The organism is Microbulbifer sp. TB1203 (genome assembly GCF_030997045.1).
Lineage (GTDB): Bacteria > Pseudomonadota > Gammaproteobacteria > Pseudomonadales > Cellvibrionaceae > Microbulbifer.
This window is the reverse complement of record NZ_CP116899.1, coordinates 405,459-425,907: the sequence shown is the minus strand read 5'-3', so window position 1 is coordinate 425,907 and position 20,449 is coordinate 405,459. Positions and strand designations below refer to the sequence as shown.

Below are 20,449 nucleotides of genomic sequence, written 5' to 3'. Positions count from 1 at the left end.
GGTATATCCGAGGAAAGCGGCGCATTATAGAGGATTCGGGCGGCGGGTGATTGGATTGAAACGCAACCCGCTGCCGCGAACACCGATTACCGGCCGTTGAAAAACTTCCGGTAGGCCAGCAGTTCCTCGCGGCGGATCACAAAGACCCCGTGGCCGCCCTGCTCCAGTTCCGGCCACACGAAGGGCACCTGCGGAAAGGCCTCCTCCAGCGCCTCCCAGCTGTTGCCCACCTCGCACACCAGCAGCCCCTCCGGCTGCAGGTGGTCCACCGCCTCGCGCAGCAGCCTGCGGGTGAAGTCGAGGCCGTCGTCGCCGGAGCCCAGGGCGATCTCCGGTTCCGCACGGTACTCCGCGGGCATCTCCGCCAGGTCGCGGGCATCCACATAGGGGGGATTGCACAGGATCAGGTCGTAGCTGCAGCCCTCGAGACCGGAGAACAGGTCCGACTGCACGGCGCGCACCCGCTGGTTGAGATGGTGGCGGTTGATATTGATCTGCGCCACTTCCAGGGCCTCGGCAGAGATGTCGCTCAGGTCCACCCGCGCCTCGGGAAAGGCCATGGCGCTGGCGATACCGATACAGCCGCTGCCGCAACAGAGGTCCAGCACCGCCAGCGGCTCCCCCTGCAGCCAGGGCTGGAATTCACCGCGAATCAGCTCGCCGATCGGCGAACGGGGCACCAGCACCCGGCTGTCCACGTAAAATGGGATATCGCAGAACCAGGCCTCGTGGGTGAGATAGGGGGCCGGTAACCGCTCATCGACCCTCCGCTCCAGCAGCGCGATCACTTCGCGCCGCTCCTCCGTGGTCAGGCGGGCCTGCAGCACCTCCGGCTTGCTGTCCAGGGGCAGGTGCAGGGCGTGCATCACCAGCAGCAGAGCCTCGTCCCAGGCATTGTCGGTGCCGTGGCCGAACCAGAGCCCGGCCTCGTTGAAACGGCTGGTTCCCCAGCGGATATAGTCCAGCACCGTACACAGCTCGCTGGCCTCACGCTTTTCTATCATCAACTCTGTCCTTTACTAAGGGGTAACAAACGCTTAGGGTAGCGCGTCTTTCAATATCGCAAGTCAACCGAGATGAACGAACACTACGCGCGAATTATCGAAGCAATCGGCGAGGACCCGCAACGCCCGGGTCTGCGGGATACCCCGGCGCGCGCCGCCAAGGCCATGGATTACCTGACCCGCGGCTACCGGCAGACGGTGGACGAAGTGGTCAATGGTGCCCTCTTCCCCTCCGACTGCAGCGAGATGGTGCTGGTCAAGGATATCGAACTCTATTCGCTGTGCGAGCACCACCTGCTGCCGTTTATCGGCAAGGCCCATGTGGCCTATATCCCCGACGGCAAGGTGGTGGGCCTGTCCAAGGTGGCGCGAATCGTGGACATGTTCGCGCGGCGCCTGCAGATCCAGGAACAGCTGACGGTGGAGATCGCCGAGACCCTGCTGCGGGTCACCGGCGCCGCCGGCGTGGGGGTCATTATCGAGGCCAAGCATATGTGCATGATGATGCGCGGGGTGGAGAAACAGAATTCAGTGATGAAGACCTCCGCCATGCTGGGCACCTTCCGCTCCTCCCAGGCCACCCGCAACGAGTTCCTGTCCCTGATCCGCTGAACCCGGGCAAACCCCAAGGTGCGCCCGGCGCACCTTGTCCTTCCGCCCGGTATCACACTCTCCCCGGACTCCGCTGAGCCTTCTTCCGCTAAGCTTTATAGGGAAAACCGAAGCCGGAAAGAGACGCCCATGCCCCATCTGGTCATCGAATACGCCCACAAGCTGGAAGACAAGGTCTCCATCAGCGCGCTGGTCAGCGCGGCCCAGGAGGCCCTGAGCCAGACCGGGCTCTTCGCCCCCCACACCATCAAGACCCGCGCCCTTCCCTACCATCACTTTATCGCCGGGGAAAAGGGCGGCTGCTTCGTTCACGCCGAGGTGCGCCTGCTGGAAGGCCGCAACGAACAGGAGCGCGAAGCGGTGAGTTCCGCGGTGTTCAACTGCCTGTGCCAGTTTGCCGACGGGGTGCCGGCGGTGACGGTGGAGGTGCGGGAGATGGATCCGGGGTGCTATTCGAAGCGGCTGCCTTTTTGAGTCCCCTGTAGGAGCGGCGGGGCGGCCATCCGCCCCGCCGCTCCTACACGGTTTCGCTGCGCAGGAAGGGGCCGAACCATTCGGCGATGGGTTCGGCGCCCTCCTCCATGTGCAGGTGATGGCCGCCGGGCATTTCCCGCACCTCGATATTCCCGCGACTTTCCAGCACCGGGCGCAGGCGCCCGATCATATCGGCGATGCCCTCCTCGGCGATAACCAGGCGGATGGGCATGGTGGCCCGGTCCAGGAAGGCCTGCACCTGGGCGTTGTTGAGTTTGGCGGTGGAGGTGGACATCAGGCGGGGGTCGCTGCTCCAGGTCATCCCGCCGTCCAGGGGGCGGGTGCCGCGTTCGGTGAGAGCCTGGGCCGCTTCCCCGGAGAGGCGGAAGAGGCCGTTGCGGCGAGCCTCCACCGCGGCCTCCAGGCTGTCGAACCGACGCGGTTTGCGCCCGCCGTAGCGGGCCCGCTGGGCGATGGCCCTGGCGAGAATCTCCGGGGCATCGGCATCCTCCGCCGGCGGCGGCACCAGGCCGTCGATCAGCGCCAAGCGCTCCACCCGGTCGGGGAAGGTGCCGGCGGTGAGCATCGCCGCCACCGCGCCGCGGGAGTGGGCCAGCAGGGAAAACCTGCGCCAGCCCAGGGCGTGAGCCATGCCCAGCACATCCTCCACCTCCTCCCAGATGTTGTAGTTGGCATCCCGCGAGCGGTGGTAGCTGCGCCCGTGGCCGGCCATATCCACCGCCACCAGATCGAGCCCTTCCAGCAGCGGCGCCAGGCGGTCAAAACTGGCGCAGTTGTCCAGCCAGCCATGCAGGGCCAGCACCGGTTTGCCATCGGGACTGCCCCAGCGGCGGGCGGCGATGGTCTTGCCGTCGAATTCGAGATTTATTTCATGGGGGGATTGGTTCATGGGCGGCAGCATCCGGAAGAACGGACGGCCGATGTTGCAGTGGCCTGTGAAGGCTTGCAATGACCTCGGGGACCAGAAGTACTGGTCGATCGGATTGGCGCTCCCGGCATTCCGCATTTATTCAGGGTGTTGCAGCCACTCCAACTCGGCGCAGCCCGTGGCCCACACCTCCGCCTGCAGGCAGGCCAGGCTGGCGGTACCCAGGGAGTGGGCGTTGTCGCTGCCACACAGGCCGTTGACCAGCCTGCCCACCAGCGGCTGGTGGCTCACCAATAGCAGCGGAAAGCTTTTCGCCTGGCCCAGGGCATCGATAACCCGTTGGGGCGGGGTGCCGCCGATCAACAGCGGCTCGGTGATCACCGGCAGTCCCAGCGATTCGGCAACGATTTCCGCGGTCTGCTGGGTGCGCACAAAAGGGCTGGCCCAGATGGCGCGCACCTGCTCCAGCTCCTCTGCGCGCAACTCGCAGATCCGGGACACCTGGGTGCGGCCGCGTTCGGTCAGTTGGCGGGATTCATCCGCCGCCGCAGCCATGGGCTCGGCTTCACCGTGGCGCAAGATCAGCAGTTGCACGGATTTTCCTCGGGCCGGTGCGGGAATGTTACTCTTTGCCACCGCCTTTTTCGGTCTCCGCAGCTTCCTCGGAGCCCAGCTCTATGACTTCCTCTTCCCTCCCCTGTTCGGGGACCACTTCCGCCTCAACTTCCTCGGCGCTCTCGTAGCCGGACAGGTCCTCCATATCGGACTCTGGCCATTCGGAGAAGGGAAAAGGTTTTTCCTCGGTGTTGTAGATCAGAAATTGCAGCGTCTGGTAAATATAGGAGGCGATCTGGTCGCCGAGGCGGCGGAGGTTGTCGTTGGGGCCGCCGGTAATGATCGAAAACAGGAATTGCAGTACCACCACCGCGAGCATCACAATGCCGGCGATTTCCAGCAGTATTGCAAAGAGCACCATATACAGAAGGCGCAGCCAGTGGTTGCCGGAGGTCAGGTTCCGCTTCAGTTCTTCATTCTTCATGGGTGGATCACCATTAGGGTTTTTGCACTTTTTACCTATTTCTCAACCTTGACTGAGTAGGCCACGTCGAAGGTTTGCGCGCCCGACATCAAATCTCGAATTACCTCCGGAATCGGGCGCTCTTCAAATAATATGGCGTGAATCGCGGAAACCAAGGGCATATACACGCCCATTTCGTCCGCCTTGTGTTTAATCAGGCGCACGGTGTTGACCCCTTCCGCCACCTGGCCGATTTCCGCCACCGCTTCTTCCAGTGCGCGCCCCTTGCCCACCAGGTAGCCCACCCGGTAGTTGCGACTGAGATCCGAGGAGCACGTCAGGATCAGGTCGCCCACACCGGCGAGGCCGATAAAGGTCATGGGATCCGCGCCCACGGCCTCGGCAAAGCGCATCATCTCCGCCAGTGCGCGGGTGATCAGCAGGCTGATGGTGTTCTGCCCACGCTCCAGCGCCGCGGCCATGCCGGTGACGATGGCGTAGATATTTTTCAGCGCTCCAGCCAGTTCGACTCCGAACACATCGCTGCTGGAATAGATGCGGAAGGTCTCCGAGTGCAACACCTTCTGGATACTGGTGCACAGCGCTTCATCTTCGCTGGCAATCACCGTGGCGGTGTAATGCCCTTCGACAATTTCCTTGGCGAAGTTGGGCCCGCTGAGCACCCCCACGCGCATGTCGCTGGTCTCCTCCCGCAGGATATCGCTCATCAGGTGGAAGTTGCCGTGCTCCACACCCTTGGTGGTGGAGATCAGCATGGTACCAGCGGCGAGCAGCGGCGCCACCGAGTGCACCACTTCGCGAAAGGATTTGCTGGGGATGGCCACGAACACTATCCGGCAGCCGCGCACCGCCTGTTCCAGGTCGCTGGTAATCTGAAGTTCCGGGTGCAGCGGCACTCCCGGCAGGTAATACTGGTTTTCGCGCAGTTCGCGGCAGCGCGCGGCGCGCTCCGGATCGCGCATCCACTGGCGGGTGTCGTGGCCGTTACCGGCGACAATGTTGGCGATCGCGGTGCCGAAGCTGCCACCGCCCAATACGGCAATGGCAATGGACTCGCTGGTTTCCGTAGAAGTCATAAATCTGGTTTGTTTTGAGTTTTGCGGATTATAGAGGGCGGGCCGGGCCAGCCCAATGACAGCGGGAAAAAAATGTGAGTTTCGGTCAGTTCGCGTAAAAATTGAGCGATTGAGAGGTTGTAGGAGCGACCCATGGCCGCGATCAGTATCCCGGCAACCGGGCGAGTCCGATCGCGGCCATGGGCCGCTCCTACAGGGGAGCGAGCTAGGTGTTCAGTTCCAGCAGCAGCGCATTGAGCCGACGCACATAGTCCGCCGGATCGGCCAGCTGGTTGCCGGCGGCCAGGTTGGCCTGGTCCATGAGGATGTTGGTGAGATCCGCAAAGCGGTCTTCATCGGCCTCTTGATCCAGGCGCTGCACCAGCGGGTGGGAGGGGTTCAGCTCGAATATGGGCTTGGCCTCAGGCAGCGACTGGCCGGCCTGTTCGAGAATGCGGCGCATCTGCGGGCCCATATCCTGTTCGCTCACCACCAGGCAGGCGGGGGAGTCCACCAGGCGGGTGGTGGCGCGCACATCTTCCACGCGGTTTTCCAACACGCCCTTGACCCGCTCCACCAGCGCGCCGGCATCCTTCTCCACTTTTTCGCGCTCGGCCTTGTCCTCTTCGGTCTCGGCTTCGCCCAGATCCAGTGCGCCCTTGGCCACGTCCTGGAACTGCTTGCCGTCGAATTCATGCATATGCCCCACGAACCACTCGTCCACCTGATCGGTGAGCAGCAACACTTCGATGCCTTTCTTGCGGAAGACTTCCAGGTAGGGGCTGGATTTTGCGGTGGCGAAGTTGTCGGCACACACATAGTAGATGTGCTTCTGGCCGTCTTTCATCCGGCCCACATAATCTTCCAGGGACTGATCCTGTTTGGGCTCGTCGGTGTGAGTGGTGGAAAAGCGCAGCAGTTTGGCCACCTTTTCCCGGTTGGCGAAGTCCTCCGCCGGCCCCTCTTTCATTACACTGCCGAACAACTCCCAGAATTTTTGATACTGATCCGCATCCTTCTTCGCCAGTTTTTCCAGCATATCCAGCACGCGCTTGGTGAGCGCGCCCTTGATGGCGTCGGTATTGCGATCCTTCTGCAGTATCTCGCGGGAGACATTCAACGGCAGGTCGTTGGAGTCCAGCACGCCCTTGACGAAGCGCAGGTAGAGCGGCAGGAACTGCTCGGCGTCATCCATGATAAAGGTACGCTGCACGTAAAGCTTGAGACCGCGGGCGGCGTCGCGCTGGTAGAGGTCGAAGGGAGCGCGGGCGGGGATATACAGCAGACTGGTGTAATCCTGCTTGCCCTCCACCCGGTTGTGGCTCCAGGTGAGCGGCTCGTCGAAATCGTGGGAGATATGCTTGTAGAACTCCTTGTACTCCTCCGCCTTGATATCGCTGCGCGAGCGGGTCCACAGGGCCTGGGCGGCGTTGACCGCCTCGAATTCCGGCGCATTCTTCTCTTCACCCTCTTCCTCACCTTCGGTCGCCGGTGCTTCTTTCAGCATCTCCACGGGGATGGCGATATGGTCGGAGTATTTTTTGATGATGGAGCGCAGGCGCCAGCCGTCGGCGAACTCATTCGCCTCCTCTTTCAGGTGCAGTACCACACGGGTGCCGCGCTGCGGCCACTCGATGTTTTCCACACTGTACTCGGCCTCGCCGCTGCATTCCCAGTGTACGCCCTGATCGGCCTCAAGGCCGGCGCGACGGGTGAAGACGTCCACCTTGTCAGCGACGATAAACGCGGAATAGAAGCCCACGCCGAACTGGCCGATCAGGTGCGCATCCTTCTTCTGGTCACCGCTGAGGTTCTGCAGGAAGCTGGCGGTGCCGGAGCGGGCGATGGTGCCCAGGTTCTCGATGACCTCGTCGCGGCTCATGCCGATGCCGTTGTCGGTGATGGTGAGGGTGCCCTCTTCCCTGTCAAACTCGATGCGGATGCGCAGATCGGGGTCGTCCTGCAGCAGTTCCGGCTTGGACAGGGCCTCGAAACGCAGCTTGTCGGCGGCGTCGGAGGCGTTGGAAACCAGCTCGCGCAGGAATATCTCCTTGTTGGAGTAGAGCGAGTGGATCATCAGGTGCAGCAGTTGCTTGGCTTCAGTCTGGAAGCCGTGGCGCTCTTTTTGGGCCTCAACGGTCATGGATAGGTCTCCCCGATCAGATGAATCAGAACGAGGAGGAATATTGGGACAGGGTTTCCGGTTTCAAGGGCGGACCGGACACGCGGGGGCAAATCCTGCGTTTGCCTCTATCGGGTCATGGCGGTGGAGAGGGCGCCGTTGCCGGTGATATCAATCACGAAATTGGCGGTGAGGTCGGCGATTACCTGGGATTCCGCGTTCATCAGGATGACGATGCCGATCTTCTGCTTCTCCGAATAAGCCACCGCGGCACGGAAGCCGGCCACCCAGCCGCCGTGGTAGATAATGCGGTCGTTGCCTATGGTATACAGGCGCCAGCCCAGGCCATAGCCGGCGTGGGTGAGGTAGTCGCGCCAGATACGGTGGCGCATATGCCGCTGGGTCTCCACCCGCTCGGTGGTGATGTCCTGGATCACCTCCGGCGACAGCACCTTGGGGTAGTAGCCCATCTGCGCCTTCAGCCACTGCGCCATATCCGCGATGCTGGCATTGACCCCCGCCGCCGGCGCCGCCAGGTAGTACTCCTTTCTCACGGTCACCGGACTCCAGCCACGACCGGTCTGCACGTGGGGGGCGGCGCGGTTGTCGGAGGCCATGAAGCTCTCCCAGCCCAGAGAAGCATTTTTCATCTTCAGCGGAACAAAGAAACGCTCTTTCAACTGGCGCTCGTAGGTGACCCCGGTGGCCTTGTAGATCACGTCCTCGATCAGGCTGAACAACACATTCTGGTAGCCGTAGCAGTTGCCCGGCTTGCAGCGCGGATCGATATTGGCGAATTGGGGCAGGATCTTGGACAGCGGCTTGTTGTCTTCCAGGTAGTTGTCGTAGGCGTTGGGGGTCAGCCCGGATGAGTGGCTGAGCAGATGCTGCACCTGCAGCTGGCGGGACAGCGCGGGGGTCTTGAAGCTGAGCTCGGGTACATAGCGCACCACCCGGTCACCCCAGCTGAATTTCTTCTCGTGCTCCAACACCGCGGCCATGCTGCCGGCGAAGGTCTTGGATACCGAGGCCAGGCGGAACACCGTGTTGCGGTTCACCCGGGCTCTCTTGCCCTTGACCCGCACGCCGTAGGTGTTCATGGCCACCACCCGGTCGCCGTCCACAATCACATAGGCGGCTCCGGGGATATTCTGCTTTTTCAGCAATTGATGGAAATAGCGGTCGAAATCCCTGGCACTGGCGTCTATATCACCCGCAGCGCATACCGGCAGCCAGGCACCACAGAGTGCCGCCAGCAGGCAACGCAGCGCACTGCGCCGACGCCGAGGGAAAAAAGAGGACCATAAAGACAGAAATTTCATGCCGTACTTCGAGCCGCCGCGGCAGGGTGTAAATCTAAAATCTGTGTTTAAGACTAGCAGCCTGCGGAAAAATTCTCTCCCAAGGCCGACTGGCCGGACAAAGCGGGGCATTGTAGCTCAATGAGCGCGTGCCGGGGACATATCGGCGGATATGTAGATCGGAATGCCTCGGCGGCCGGAGACCAGCAGGGCATAGGGGTGACGGCAAGGCCAGAATGACACCTATTAAAAAGCCGCCCGAAGGCGGCTTCCCAGCATCAAATCAGCATTAAACGGGGATTTCCGTTGATGCTTACAGCTTCTCAGCGTGCTCGCTCAGGTAGGCGGCCACACCTTCCGGAGAGGCGCTCATGCCCTTGTCGCCTTCCTGCCAGCCGGCCGGGCAGACTTCGCCATGCTCCTGGTGGAAAGTCAGCGCGTCGACCATGCGCAGCATCTCGTCGACGTTGCGGCCCAGCGGCAGGTCGTTAACCACCTGGTGGCGCACCACGCCCTGTTCGTCGATCAGGAAGGAGCCGCGGAAGGCCACACCGCCTTCAGACTCGACGTCATAGGCCTGGCAGATCTCGTGCTTGGTATCGGCCACCAGGGTGTATTTCACCGGGCCGATGCCGCCGTCGTTGACGGAAGTGTTACGCCAGGCATTGTGGGAGAACTGGGAATCGATGGATACGCCGATTACCTCCACACCGCGCTTCTGGAACTCCGAGTAGCGGTGATCAAAAGCGATCAGCTCGGACGGGCACACGAAAGTGAAATCCAGCGGGTAGAAGAAAACTACCGCCTTCTTGCCTTTGATGGCTTCGCTCAGGGTAAAGGTGTCGACGATTTCGCCGTTGCCCAGTACCGCTGCAGCTGTGAAATTCGGTGCTGGTTTGCCTACCAGTACAGCCATGAGAACCTCCTCATTCCGATGATGGGTTAGTAAATTGAAACGACAATGTGGTCAATTTATATGCAATCGCTATAAATTGAATCAGATTTGATAGTGGCCCGCTATGATACACAGGCGCCCCTTTCAGTCCCATTAATTTTTTATATGGCTTCGATAGATGAGAGATTGACCTTTCTTCTTCTTTCGGTCACACCTTGCTCTCCCAACCGGGACGACCTTGATCTAGTATAAAAACTGGCCAGACACAGAATCTTATTGACACTCATTCTCACTTGCAATACGATCTTCGCAGATTCAGTTTTAGAGCAAAATTTGCGCCAGGGCTTATCGACGATGTACGTATGTATCTGTAAAGGCATTACCGACCGCCAGATCAAGGAAGCGGTCTACGACGGCTCCACGTCCGTCAAGGCCCTGCGCCGCCAGTTGGGCGTGTCCTCCCAGTGCGGCCGCTGTGCGGAGCTGACCCAGGAAATCATCGACGAGACCATGAGCGGCGGCATGGTGGCCGCGGGCAACAACGGACTCTTCTATTCCGCCGGCTGACCTAGCCCGGAGCCCTCGAGCCGCCCCTCCTCCCAAATACTCCTACAGCCAACCGGCAACACAGGCCCTCACGCCCTGGCGTAACTGCCCGCCTGTCCTATCTTTAGCGGAACACTTCCCTCGACTGCCGGCCGGCCCATGAAACAGTATCTGCAGCATCTCGGCGAACGCCTGCGTTCCAGCTTCTGGCTGGTGCCGGCGGTGATGGCGCTCGCCGCCATCGCCCTGTCCCAGGGCATGCAGCTGGTGGACCAGGTCGCGGGGCCCGCCGGCCTGCCGGGAATGAGCTGGATGCACCTGCAGGACCCGGACAGCGCCCGCTCGCTGCTGGCCATGATCGCCGGCTCCACCATCACCGTGACCGGCACCGTATTTTCCATCACCATCGTGGCCCTCACCCTGGCCTCCAACCAGTTCGGCCCGGGACTGGTGCGCAACTTTATGCGCGACCGCGGCACCCAATATACCCTCGGGATATTCCTCTCCACTTTTGTGTACGCACTGGTGACGATGCGCGGCATCGACGCCCAGACTGACTCCACCACCAACCTCGGCCTGGCGGTACACACCGCAGTGCTGCTGGCCCTGGTCAGCATCGCCTTCCTGATCTATTTCATCCACAACATGGCGCAGTCCATCCAGGTGGACAACGTCACCTTTCACATCAACCGCGAGTTCAGCGATGCCATCGACCGCCTCTACCCCAGTGCACACGACTACTTCGGCCAAGGTGCCGAGCGCTGCGACACCGATCGCCTGCCCCTGGGCGAAGACCGGCTCAGCGTCTTTAGTGCCAAGAGCGGCTATGTACAGACCATCGACCGCGAAAAACTGATCCGCTGGGCAAGCGAGCACGACTGCTGTGTCCGCCTGGAGTGCCACCCGGGCAGCTACCTCAATTCCTGGGCGCTGGTGGCAAGCGTATTCCAGCCGCCACGGCACCTGGACAGCGACACCATCAGCAAGAGTGTCGCCGGCGCCATCGGCACCGGTCACCAGCCCACCGCAGGGCAGGACGTCGTCTTCTCCATTCACCAACTGGCACAGATTGCGGTGCGCGCCCTGTCCCCGGGTATCAACGACCCCTACACCGCCTACGCCTGCATCGATCGCCTGGTGGACGGTATCGGCAAGGTGCTGCAGAGACCGCAACTGCCCATCTGTTTTCACGATGACGGCGGTGAGCTGCGCCTGGTAACCGTCGAGCTGGATTTCGCCGAATTGCTGCAAGCGGCTTTCGATGAAGTCCGCGAATACGGCCGCCAAAGCGGTGTAGTCATGCACCACTTGCTGAATACACTGCTCGATCTCACGGAAGTCTGCACCCGCACGGAAGACAGGCACGCGCTGAGAAGATATACCGACCGCCTGGAAGAAGACTGCGAAAAATTTATCGAAGACCGGTTCGATCGGGAAATTATCCAAAAGAAAATCTCAGGAATCCGCCAGCGGATCAACCTTCCCTGAACACCATTGGACAGGTCTTTTTCATCCGCAGGAAACAATCTAAAAGGGAATCATTCTCGTTGTAATTTTCTGCCGAATTCCCCTTAATTTCCCTGGTTTTTCCGCACACAAACAAAACTCGCCTTTTTCTTGACTTGCCCCAGCCGGAGACGCAAACTCCACCGGCATAGCGGCGGCGACTCTACAATATAGGTAGCAAAACGACTGCGGCTTAATCTAACAAATAGGAATATCCTGAACATCCATTCAGTCTCATCAGGGCCACAGGAGCAAAAGCTATGAAAGGCGATCCCAAAGTTATCGAACATTTAAACAAAGCACTGGGCAACGAACTGGTGGCCATCAACCAGTACTTCCTGCACGCCCGCATGTACAAAAACTGGGGACTGAAAGAGCTGGCGGAAAAGGAATACCACGAATCCATCGACGAGATGAAACACGCCGACTGGCTGATCGAGCGGATTCTGTTTCTCGAAGGTATTCCCAATCTACAGCACCTGGGTAAGCTGCTCATCGGGGAAGACACCGTGGAAATGCTCAAGTGCGACCTGAAGCTGGAATCCAAGGCCATCCCCGATCTGCGCGACGCCATTGCTCACTGCGAATCAGTGCGCGATTACGGCAGCCGGGAACTACTGGAAAAAATCCTCGAATCCGAGGAGGAACACGTGGACTGGCTGGAGACCCAGCTGGACCTGGTCGACAAAGTCGGCCTGCGGAACTACCTGCAATCTCAGATGGAAACCGGGGAGTAATCCCGAGCACAACCGACGGGCGGGATGACGAACCAGTGAGCGCTTGATTGAAACAGGATGTCCACAGTCATCCCCAAACAAAAAAGCCGCGGTAACCACCGCGGCTTTTTTGTTTGGGCAAAGAGGAAAAAAACCTATTCCCCGCCTTCGCTCTCGGCAGAGGCTTCTTCCACCAGGGTCTTCAGCTCGCCGTTTTCGTACATTTCCATAATGATGTCGCAGCCACCGACCAGCTCTCCCTTGACCCACAGCTGCGGGAAGGTCGGCCAGTTGGCGTATTTCGGCAGCTCGGTGCGGATATCCGGATTGGACAGCACGTCCACATAGGCAAAGCGTTTGCCGCAGGCCATCAGTGCCTGGGAGGCACGCATGGAAAAGCCGCACTGGGGTGCGTTGGGGCTGCCTTTCATATAGAGCAGGATCGCGTTGTCGGCTATCTGCTGCTTGATGTTCTCCAGTGTGTCCATAGGTATGACCAACCTCGATTAGAAAGTGTTTCGGCCCGGCGCCCGGCGCCCGTTCGCTGTTTTGAGGGGCGGGATTGTACCCCACCCAACCCACCGGTGCATCTCGCGACCAGTGCGCTAGTGCCCGCCCTGGTCCATCGGAAAGTCGCAGGCGCCCCAGGCCTTCATCCCCCCGAGCAGGTTGCGCACATCGGTGAACCCCAGGCGCAGCAAAATACTGACTGCAAGCCCTGCACGATGCCCGACCCCGCAGGTCACCACCAGGGTCCGGTCCCTGTCGAGGCCCGTCTCAGAGAGGCGCTCCTCGAGATACCCGACGTATAGATGGACCGCGCCGGGAATATGCCCGCTGTCAAACTCGCCGTCCTCGCGCACATCGAGTACCTGCATTTCATCGAGCCGGTCGATCAGTTCACGGGGGGTGATCACGCGGTTGTGCCGGAACGGGTGCCCACTGTTGCGCCAGCTACCAAAACCGCCGGCCAGGGCGCCCTCGACCCGGTCGATACCGATGCGGCTGAGATACAGCGCGGCAGTTTCCATGTCCTCGCCGCGGTCTCCCACCAAAAGTAGCTCCGTGGTTTCGTCGGCCAGCCAACCGCCAAAAACCGGCAAACCCTGCAACCAGATACTGTAGCTGTCGGCAATATGGCCACCCGCAAAGGCTTCGGGTTCCCGCGTGTCGAACACCTGCCGCCGCTTGCGCGCATCGGCAAACTCTTCCGGCCCCAAGAACCTGACCGCACCGAGAACCTCCGGTGGCTCCAGCCCGCCGTGCAGGTTCACCTTTTCCATCAGGCGAAAGTACGGCGGCCGCGGCAGCCGCTCGCCGCCTTTCTTGCGGGCAAATGCATCCCGGTCCAGGGTGAACACATCGTTGAGACGCCGCTCCTCACCGATGGTGGAAAACGGCTTTTCCGACATACCGCTGCCACACACGGACCCCGGCCCATGCGCGGGAAAAACCAACACGGTATCGCCCAACGCCTTCAGCCTGCCGTGCACGGAGTCATACAGTAATGCCGCATTCTCGACCGATTTATCGGTGTCCGGCAGATCACTGCGACCCGTATCGCCAAAAAACAACGTGTCGCCGGTAAATACGCCCCAGGGGATATCGGCCCCCTTTTCATAGACTGCGTAACACATACTCTCAGGTGTGTGGCCGGGGGTATGAAGGGCGCAAATTTTCAGGCTCCCCAGCGTGAAGCTGTCACCGTCCCCCAGCCGCAGGTCGCCATGGCCGAACAGCTCGTGCTCGCCATTGACTACCCGGGCCCCCGTCAATCTCGCCAGGTAGGCCGATCCCATTACGAAATCCTCCTGGCGGTGGGTTTCGATTACATGAGTGATGCGGCAGCCGAATTCACGGGCTGCGGCCAGGTAGTCGTCCACATCGCGGCGGGGATCCATCACCGCCGCGCAATTGCCGTCGGCAATCACATAAGCGTAGTGAGAAATGGCCGGGGTTTCGATACATTTGAATTTCATGATTTACTCGGCGCGATGGCGCGGAAGTGGTTTGGAATTCTCTGCCCATCGGATCAGGGAAAGCGGTGCTCTCAGAATAGTAAACATGGGGCTGGCGACGGTCCGCAGGGGCACCGCAAATGTCGCTGGAAAAAGATGGCCACACAGGGCCTTCAGCACCACACCAAGTGACCGCGCCGCGTAGCGCGCCACCACAAGTATGTTAGTATTGCCGGCTTTCCCGGGGAAACTGCGGACGAACGGCGCTCATGCCGAACTTTCTGCGGCTCTTCCGGTTTTTCAGGCCCACCATAGAGGAGACAGCAAAGTGGCCATTCCCGCACTCATGCAGAACTACGGCACCAGAACTCTGACCCTGGTCAGGGGTGAAGGCAACTACGTGTGGGACGACGCCGGCCGACGCTACCTGGACGCCATTTCCGGAATCGCCGTGTGCGGCCTGGGCCACTGCCATCCGGCAGTCACCGAAGCGCTGCAAGACCAGGCGCATACCCTGCTGCACGTGTCCAACCTCTACAATATTCCCGCGCAGGAACAACTTGCGGAGAAACTGGCAGCCCTGTCGGACATGGACAATGTGTTCTTTTCCAACTCCGGTGCCGAGGCCAATGAGGCGGCGATCAAGCTGGCGCGCCGGCTCGGCAACGAGCGCGGCCTTGCAGTGCCGCGCATCGTGGTGATGGAGGGGGCCTTCCACGGCCGCACACTCGCCACCCTTACCGCCACCGGCAACGAAAAGATCCAGCAGGGTTTCGCGCCGCTGCCGGAGGGGTTCCTGCGCGTGCCCTACGACGACATCGCCGCGATCGAAAAGCTGGCCGCCCAGCACAACGACATAGTCGCGGTGTTGGTGGAGCCGGTGCAGGGAGAGGGCGGCATTCGCGTGCCGGCACCAGACTACCTGAACAAACTGCGCGACCTGTGCGACAGACAGGACTGGCTGTTGATGCTGGACGAGATCCAGAGCGCCAACGGCCGCAGCGGTAAACTGTTCGCCTACCAGCACAACGGCATACTGCCGGACGTGGTCACCACCGCCAAGGGCCTGGGCAACGGCGTGCCCATAGGCGCCTGCCTGGCGCGGGGCAAAGCAGCGCAGCTATTTACGGCCGGCAGCCATGGCTCCACCTTTGGCGGTAACCCCCTGGCCTGCCGCGCCGGCCTGGCGGTGCTGGATACCCTGGAAAAGGAATGGTTGATCGAGCGCGCCGCAAAACTGGGGGAACAGCTGCTGCAACAGCTGCGCGAACAGCTGGCCGACTGCGCCGCGGTCCGCGAGATCCGCGGCCTGGGCCTGCTGATCGGCATCGAACTGGACCGTCCCTGTGCCGAACTGGTAGAACAGGCGCGCACCTGCGACCTGCTGATCAACGTCACCGCCGGCAACGTGGTGCGCCTGCTGCCACCGCTCACCCTGAGCGACGCCGAGTGCCGCCAGATCGGCGCCACCGTGAGCACACTGATCGAGAACTTTGCCCGGCAAGTGGCTTGAATTTAAGAGGGAACAACTTATGGCCAGACACTTTCTCACCCTGCTGGACCTGTCCGGGGATGAACTCAACGGCGTTATCGAGCGCGCCATCGAACTGAAAGCCCTGCGCGCCCAGGGCATCGCCACCGAGCCCTTCCGCGACAAGGTGCTGGGGATGATCTTCGAGAAATCCTCCACCCGCACCCGGGTGTCCTTCGAGGCGGGCATGGCGCAGATGGGCGGCAGCGCCATTTTCCTGTCTCCCCGCGACACCCAGTTGGGCCGCGGCGAGCCCATTGAGGACAGCGCGCGGGTCATCTCGCGCATGGTGGACATGGTGATGATCCGCACCTTCGGCCACAACGTGCTGGAGCGCTTTGCCCAGTACAGCCGGGTACCGGTGATCAACGCCCTGTCCGACAGCTACCACCCCTGCCAACTGCTCGCGGACATCCAGACCTTTGTGGAGCATCGCGGCAGCCCCCGGGGCAAGGTGGTGGCCTGGGTGGGCGACGGCAACAACATGTGCCACTCCTACATCAACGCCGCACGCCGCTGCGACTTCGAGCTGCGCATCGCCTGCCCAGAGGGTTACGAGCCGGACGAGGCCATAGTCGCCGCCGCCGGCGACCGGGTGAGCATTGTGCGCAAACCCGCGGAAGCGGTGCGCGGCGCCGACTGGGTGGCTACCGACGTCTGGGCCTCCATGGGTCAGGAAACCGAGCAGCAGGAGCGCAAGCGCGCCTTCCAGAGCTTCCTGGTCGACCACGAACTGATGAGTCACGCCAACAGCGGCGCCGTGTTCATGCACTGCCTGCCCGCCCACCGCGGCGAGGAAGTGAGCGGAGAACTGCTGGAGGACGAGGACATTTCCGTGGTCTGGGACGAGGCGGAGAACCGCCTGCACGCGCAGAAGGCGCTGATGGAGTTCCTGCAGGAGCACAGCAGTTGACCCCCTGCGGGCTGCCCCATACCCTCGTCATGCCGGCTTGGCCGGTATGGCGAGTCAATAGGAAGCTGGTTTGAAGCAGAGCACCTACACGATATTGTAAAACTTCTCCTGTAGGGGTGGTCGCCGGCTGCGGTCGTTTGCCGGCTAAACATCGTACAATAATGAAATAGGCGCCAAAACCCCCCGCCAGCCGAGTACCATTTTGCTCAAAGACTAAACAAACCGAAACAGTTATTGCTACGGTTAATTTAGCGCTCACTTACTATTAAAAAAAATTCTTAAAACCATCCCCGGGTAAAAAACCACTGTACAGGTTTAGCCATCCCCAGTAACGGCGGGCGCTGGCACGAAAGTGGCCACTGACAATTACCCGGCTACCCACAAATTATCCACAGCAAACTACGAAGTTATTCGCCTTGAAATAGCCCCTCTATCGCATTATCTTGTTGGTCAGTCGAGACGCAACCCCAATATATTGGGGTGCACCCCAGGTACAGCCCCTAGCCGACGGGGGCCGATCCGACCCCGGCGCCGCCATTGCGGCGCACCAGTCAGGCACAGCTTTCCAAAAGCAAATCAGAGGTAACCAGGCGGAATGGACTATCCGCCGCAGGCACCCGGAGGCCCCCATTCCAACCGGAGGGGCGCCGACGGCAAAGCGGCCTGTTCCCACCCCGGGGCCCGGAGGGCTGCCGGAAGGGAAAAACGAGGGACCCGTTACCGCCCAATATCCCCCTTCGAGGGTGCTGTCCGAGCGGACAGAAGCGGAAAAACAGTACATACACGCGGAGAAATTCATGCACACAGAGACAGGGCGCTCTCAATCCGTGCCTACGGAAAAAACAGCTACAACCAGGGAGCAGACCGGCGGCAACACCACCCTGGCCGCAACCGCACCGGGACAGATTCGCGTCATCAAGCGCAACGGTACCGTAGTGCCCTACGATGACAGCAAAATTTCCGTTGCGGTCACCAAGGCCTTCCTCGCCGTCGAGGGCGGTACCGCCGCGGCCTCCAGCCGCATTCACGAGCAGGTGGGCGACCTGGTGGCGCAGATCAGCGCCACCTTCCAGCGCCGCATGCCCTCCGGCGGCACCATCCATATCGAGGAGATCCAGGACCAGGTGGAACTGGCACTGATGCGCTCCGGCGAGCACAAGATCGCCCGCGACTACGTGCTCTATCGCGAGGAACACGCCCGCCTGCGCGCGGAGAAGGGCCAGCACAAAGCCGTCGCGGAGGCCCACCCCAGTATCCGCGTCAAGATGGAAGACGGCACCCTGGTTCCGCTGGATATGGAGCGCCTGCGCACCGTGGTGAGCGAGGCCTGCGAGGGCCTGAAGGACGTGGACGGCCAGGCGATCCTCTCCGAAGCGCTGAAGAACCTCTACGACGGCGTCTCCGAAACCGATATCAACACCGCGCTGGTGATCACCGCGCGCACCATGGTCGAGCAGGAGCCCAACTACACCTACGCTACCGCCTGCCTGCTGCTGGACAAGCTCCGCGCCGAGGCGCTGCGCTTCCTCGGCGTCGCCGAGCGCGCCACCCAGCACGAGATGGAAACCCTCTACGGCAAAGCCCTGGAAGCCTATGTGCAAAAGGGTATCGAGCTGGAACTGCTGGACCCGGCGCTGGCCACCTTCGACTTGGCGCAGCTGGGCGAAGCCCTGAAAGGCGAGCGCGATCACCTGTTCAGCTACCTGGGCCTGCAGACCCTGTACGACCGCTACTTCCTGCACTCGGACGAAACCCGCTTCGAGCTGCCGCAGATCTTCTTTATGCGCGTCGCCATGGGCCTCGCCATCAATGAAGACGATCCCAACGGGCGCGCGATCGAGTTCTACAATCTGCTGAGCTCCTTCGACTACATGAGCTCCACGCCCACCCTGTTCAACGCCGGCACCCTGCGCCCGCAGCTGTCCTCCTGCTACCTCACCACGGTGCCGGACGACCTGGAGGGCATCTACGGCGCCATTCGCGACAACGCCATGCTCTCCAAATGGGCCGGCGGCCTGGGCAACGACTGGACCCCGGTGCGCAGCCTCGGCGCCTACATCAAGGGCACCAACGGCAAATCCCAGGGCGTGGTGCCGTTTTTGAAAGTGGCCAACGACACCGCGGTGGCGGTGAACCAGGGCGGCAAGCGCAAGGGCGCGGTCTGCGCCTACCTGGAGACCTGGCACCTGGATATCGAGGAGTTCCTCGAACTGCGCAAGAACACCGGCGACGACCGCCGCCGCACCCACGATATGAACACCGCCAACTGGGTGCCGGACCTGTTTATGAAGCGCGTCTTCGAAGACAAGGAGTGGACCCTCTTCTCCCCCAGCGACACCCCGGACCTGCACGACCTGTTCGGCACTGCCTTCGAGGAGCGCTACGCCCACTACGAGCAACTGGTCGCCGAAGGCAAACTGAAGCTGCACAAGAAAGTGCGCGCGGTGGACCTGTGGCGCAAGATGCTGGGCATGCTGTTCGAAACCGGCCACCCCTGGATCACCTTCAAGGACGCCTGCAACCTGCGCAGCCCGCAGCAGCACGTGGGCGTGGTGCACTCCTCCAACCTGTGCACCGAGATCACCCTGAACACCCGGGCCAACGACGAAATCGCCGTGTGCAACCTGGGTTCCGTGAACCTGGCCCAGCATATCGAAGACAATAAACTCGATCAGGAAAAGCTGGCGCGCACCGTGAAGACCGCCGTGCGCATGCTGGATAACGTGATCGACATCAACTACTACTCCGTCGAAACCGCGCGCCAGTCCAACATGCGCCACCGCCCGGTGGGCCTGGGCCTGATGGGCTTCCAGGACGCGCTCTACAAGGCCGGCATCTCCTACGCCAGCGATGAAGCCGTAGCCTTCGCCGACGCCACCATGGAGGCGATCAGCTACCAGGCCATCTCCGCCTCCAGCGACCTGGCCGCAGAGCGCGGCAAGTACCAGAGCTATGAGGGCTCCCTGTGGAGCAAGGGCATACTGCCGGTGGATTCCATCAAGGTCCTGGCGGAGCAGCGCGGCGAGCAGTTTATCGAACAGGACACCAGCGCCACCCAGGACTGGGACAGCCTCCGCGCAAAAGTGAAAAAACAGGGCATGCGCAACTCCAACGTGATGGCGATCGCGCCCACCGCCACCATTGCCAATATCACCGGAGTCTCCCAGTCCATCGAGCCCACATACCAGAACCTGTATGTGAAATCGAACCTGTCCGGCGAGTTCACCGTGGTCAACCCCTACCTGGTGCACGACCTGAAAGCCCTGGGCCTGTGGGACAAGGTGATGGTCAACGACCTGAAATATTACGAGGGCTCGGTGCAGAAGATCGACCGCGTACCGGCGGAACTGAAAGCCAAGTACGCCACCGCCTTCGAGGTGGAGCCGCGCTGGATCGTCGATGCCGCCAGCCGCCGCCAGAAGTGGATCGACCAGGCGCAGTCACTGAACCTGTACATCGCCGGCGCCGACGGCAAGAAGCTGGACCTGACCTATCGCATGGCCTGGTACCGCGGTCTCAAGACCACTTACTACCTGCGCGCCCTGGCCGCCACCAGCACAGAAAAATCCACCGTGAACACCGGCAACCTGAACGCGGTGAGCTCAGGAGCCAGCGCCCCGGTAGCGGCAGCGCCCGCGCCGGCGGAAGTACCCAAGGCCTGCTCCCTCGACGACCCGGACTGCGAGGCCTGCCAGTAAAGCCCGGGACCGCGGAGCTCCAGCTCCGCTTGCGGGCCACAGGCCCGCTGGAACAGGCAAAAAGAACTCTCGGGGGAGAGCGTCGCGACCGCGCAAGCGCGGCCAAGACCATTCGCACCCGCCCGGCTCGAGCAGTGACAGAGCCGGAGCGGGCCGCGACCCGGGAGCGCCGGGCCAAACTCGGCAAAAC

The 20,449-nt window shown here is 61.5% G+C and carries 18 protein-coding genes; 8 read left to right on the top strand and 10 right to left on the bottom strand.

Translation table 11 applies throughout. The features are described from left to right. Positions 1 to 86: 86 nt before the first annotated feature. A complete protein-coding gene (gene prmB / locus PP263_RS01785; RefSeq protein ID WP_308366662.1) occupies positions 87 to 1,004 on the bottom strand; it encodes a 50S ribosomal protein L3 N(5)-glutamine methyltransferase in 918 nt (305 codons plus the stop codon). 72 nt (positions 1,005 to 1,076) lie between these two features. Here prmB and folE point away from each other — a divergent pair, with 72 nt between their 5' ends. Continuing rightward, positions 1,077 to 1,616: a GTP cyclohydrolase I FolE gene (gene folE, locus PP263_RS01780; protein ID WP_308366661.1), complete on the top strand. Its 540-nt coding sequence runs from the start codon at positions 1,077 to 1,079 to the stop codon at positions 1,614 to 1,616. A gap of 129 nt (positions 1,617 to 1,745) precedes the next feature. Then, the gene (locus PP263_RS01775) at positions 1,746 to 2,090 is read left to right on the top strand and encodes a 5-carboxymethyl-2-hydroxymuconate Delta-isomerase (protein ID WP_183455972.1); all 345 of its coding nucleotides are present in this window, start codon (positions 1,746 to 1,748) and stop codon (positions 2,088 to 2,090) included. Positions 2,091 to 2,133: 43 nt separating this feature from the next. On the opposite strand, the gene PP263_RS01770 is transcribed toward PP263_RS01775, so the two are convergent. From PP263_RS01770 to PP263_RS01740, 7 genes are all read right to left on the bottom strand, one after another. Further along, positions 2,134 to 3,000, bottom strand: coding sequence for an alpha/beta hydrolase (locus tag PP263_RS01770; RefSeq protein ID WP_308366660.1), 867 nt, complete (start codon positions 2,998 to 3,000; stop codon positions 2,134 to 2,136). A 117-nt stretch (positions 3,001 to 3,117) separates the two neighbouring features. Further along, positions 3,118 to 3,573: a phosphohistidine phosphatase SixA gene (gene sixA, locus PP263_RS01765; RefSeq protein ID WP_308366659.1), complete on the bottom strand. Its 456-nt coding sequence runs from the start codon at positions 3,571 to 3,573 to the stop codon at positions 3,118 to 3,120. Between the two features lie 28 nt (positions 3,574 to 3,601). Continuing rightward, positions 3,602 to 4,018: a DUF4389 domain-containing protein gene (locus tag PP263_RS01760; protein WP_308366658.1), complete on the bottom strand. Its 417-nt coding sequence runs from the start codon at positions 4,016 to 4,018 to the stop codon at positions 3,602 to 3,604. A 35-nt stretch (positions 4,019 to 4,053) separates the two neighbouring features. Continuing rightward, on the bottom strand, positions 4,054 to 5,094 hold the full coding sequence (locus PP263_RS01755) for an NAD(P)H-dependent glycerol-3-phosphate dehydrogenase (protein ID WP_308366657.1): 1,041 nt from the start codon (positions 5,092 to 5,094) through the stop codon (positions 4,054 to 4,056). Positions 5,095 to 5,299: 205 nt separating this feature from the next. Continuing rightward, the gene (htpG, locus tag PP263_RS01750) at positions 5,300 to 7,216 is read right to left on the bottom strand and encodes a molecular chaperone HtpG (protein ID WP_308366656.1); all 1,917 of its coding nucleotides are present in this window, start codon (positions 7,214 to 7,216) and stop codon (positions 5,300 to 5,302) included. Between the two features lie 107 nt (positions 7,217 to 7,323). Then, positions 7,324 to 8,517 carry a serine hydrolase domain-containing protein gene (locus PP263_RS01745; RefSeq protein WP_308366655.1) on the bottom strand — a complete coding sequence of 398 codons (1,194 nt, stop codon included), beginning with the start codon at positions 8,515 to 8,517 and terminating at the stop codon, positions 7,324 to 7,326. A 292-nt stretch (positions 8,518 to 8,809) separates the two neighbouring features. Further along, a complete protein-coding gene (locus PP263_RS01740; protein WP_308366654.1) occupies positions 8,810 to 9,412 on the bottom strand; it encodes a peroxiredoxin C in 603 nt (200 codons plus the stop codon). 333 nt (positions 9,413 to 9,745) lie between these two features. Here PP263_RS01740 and PP263_RS01735 point away from each other — a divergent pair, with 333 nt between their 5' ends. From PP263_RS01735 to bfr, 3 genes are all read left to right on the top strand, one after another. After that, positions 9,746 to 9,958, top strand: a complete 213-nt coding sequence (locus PP263_RS01735; protein WP_183455956.1) for a bacterioferritin-associated ferredoxin — start codon at positions 9,746 to 9,748, stop codon at positions 9,956 to 9,958. Positions 9,959 to 10,096: 138 nt separating this feature from the next. After that, the gene (locus PP263_RS01730; RefSeq protein ID WP_308366653.1) at positions 10,097 to 11,425 is read left to right on the top strand and encodes a DUF2254 domain-containing protein; all 1,329 of its coding nucleotides are present in this window, start codon (positions 10,097 to 10,099) and stop codon (positions 11,423 to 11,425) included. 278 nt (positions 11,426 to 11,703) lie between these two features. Then, complete coding sequence (gene bfr, locus PP263_RS01725; protein WP_183455952.1) at positions 11,704 to 12,180, top strand: bacterioferritin; 477 nt, start codon at positions 11,704 to 11,706, stop codon at positions 12,178 to 12,180. Between the two features lie 134 nt (positions 12,181 to 12,314). Here bfr and grxD read toward each other — a convergent pair whose 3' ends face one another. Together grxD and PP263_RS01715 are read right to left on the bottom strand one after the other, a co-directional pair. Beyond that, positions 12,315 to 12,647, bottom strand: coding sequence for a Grx4 family monothiol glutaredoxin (gene grxD / locus PP263_RS01720; RefSeq protein ID WP_308366652.1), 333 nt, complete (start codon positions 12,645 to 12,647; stop codon positions 12,315 to 12,317). Positions 12,648 to 12,764: 117 nt separating this feature from the next. Continuing rightward, positions 12,765 to 14,138, bottom strand: a complete 1,374-nt coding sequence (locus PP263_RS01715) for an MBL fold metallo-hydrolase (protein WP_308366651.1) — start codon at positions 14,136 to 14,138, stop codon at positions 12,765 to 12,767. Positions 14,139 to 14,445: 307 nt separating this feature from the next. On the opposite strand from PP263_RS01715, the gene PP263_RS01710 reads away from it, so the two are divergent. The 3 genes from PP263_RS01710 (at position 14,446) to PP263_RS01700 (ending at position 20,259) form a co-directional block, all read left to right on the top strand. Next, complete coding sequence (locus PP263_RS01710) at positions 14,446 to 15,630, top strand: aspartate aminotransferase family protein (RefSeq protein WP_308366650.1); 1,185 nt, start codon at positions 14,446 to 14,448, stop codon at positions 15,628 to 15,630. Positions 15,631 to 15,649: 19 nt separating this feature from the next. Then, positions 15,650 to 16,561: an ornithine carbamoyltransferase gene (gene argF, locus PP263_RS01705; RefSeq protein ID WP_308366649.1), complete on the top strand. Its 912-nt coding sequence runs from the start codon at positions 15,650 to 15,652 to the stop codon at positions 16,559 to 16,561. Between the two features lie 797 nt (positions 16,562 to 17,358). Then, the gene (locus PP263_RS01700) at positions 17,359 to 20,259 is read left to right on the top strand and encodes a ribonucleoside-diphosphate reductase subunit alpha (protein WP_308366648.1); all 2,901 of its coding nucleotides are present in this window, start codon (positions 17,359 to 17,361) and stop codon (positions 20,257 to 20,259) included. Positions 20,260 to 20,449 lie beyond the last annotated feature (190 nt).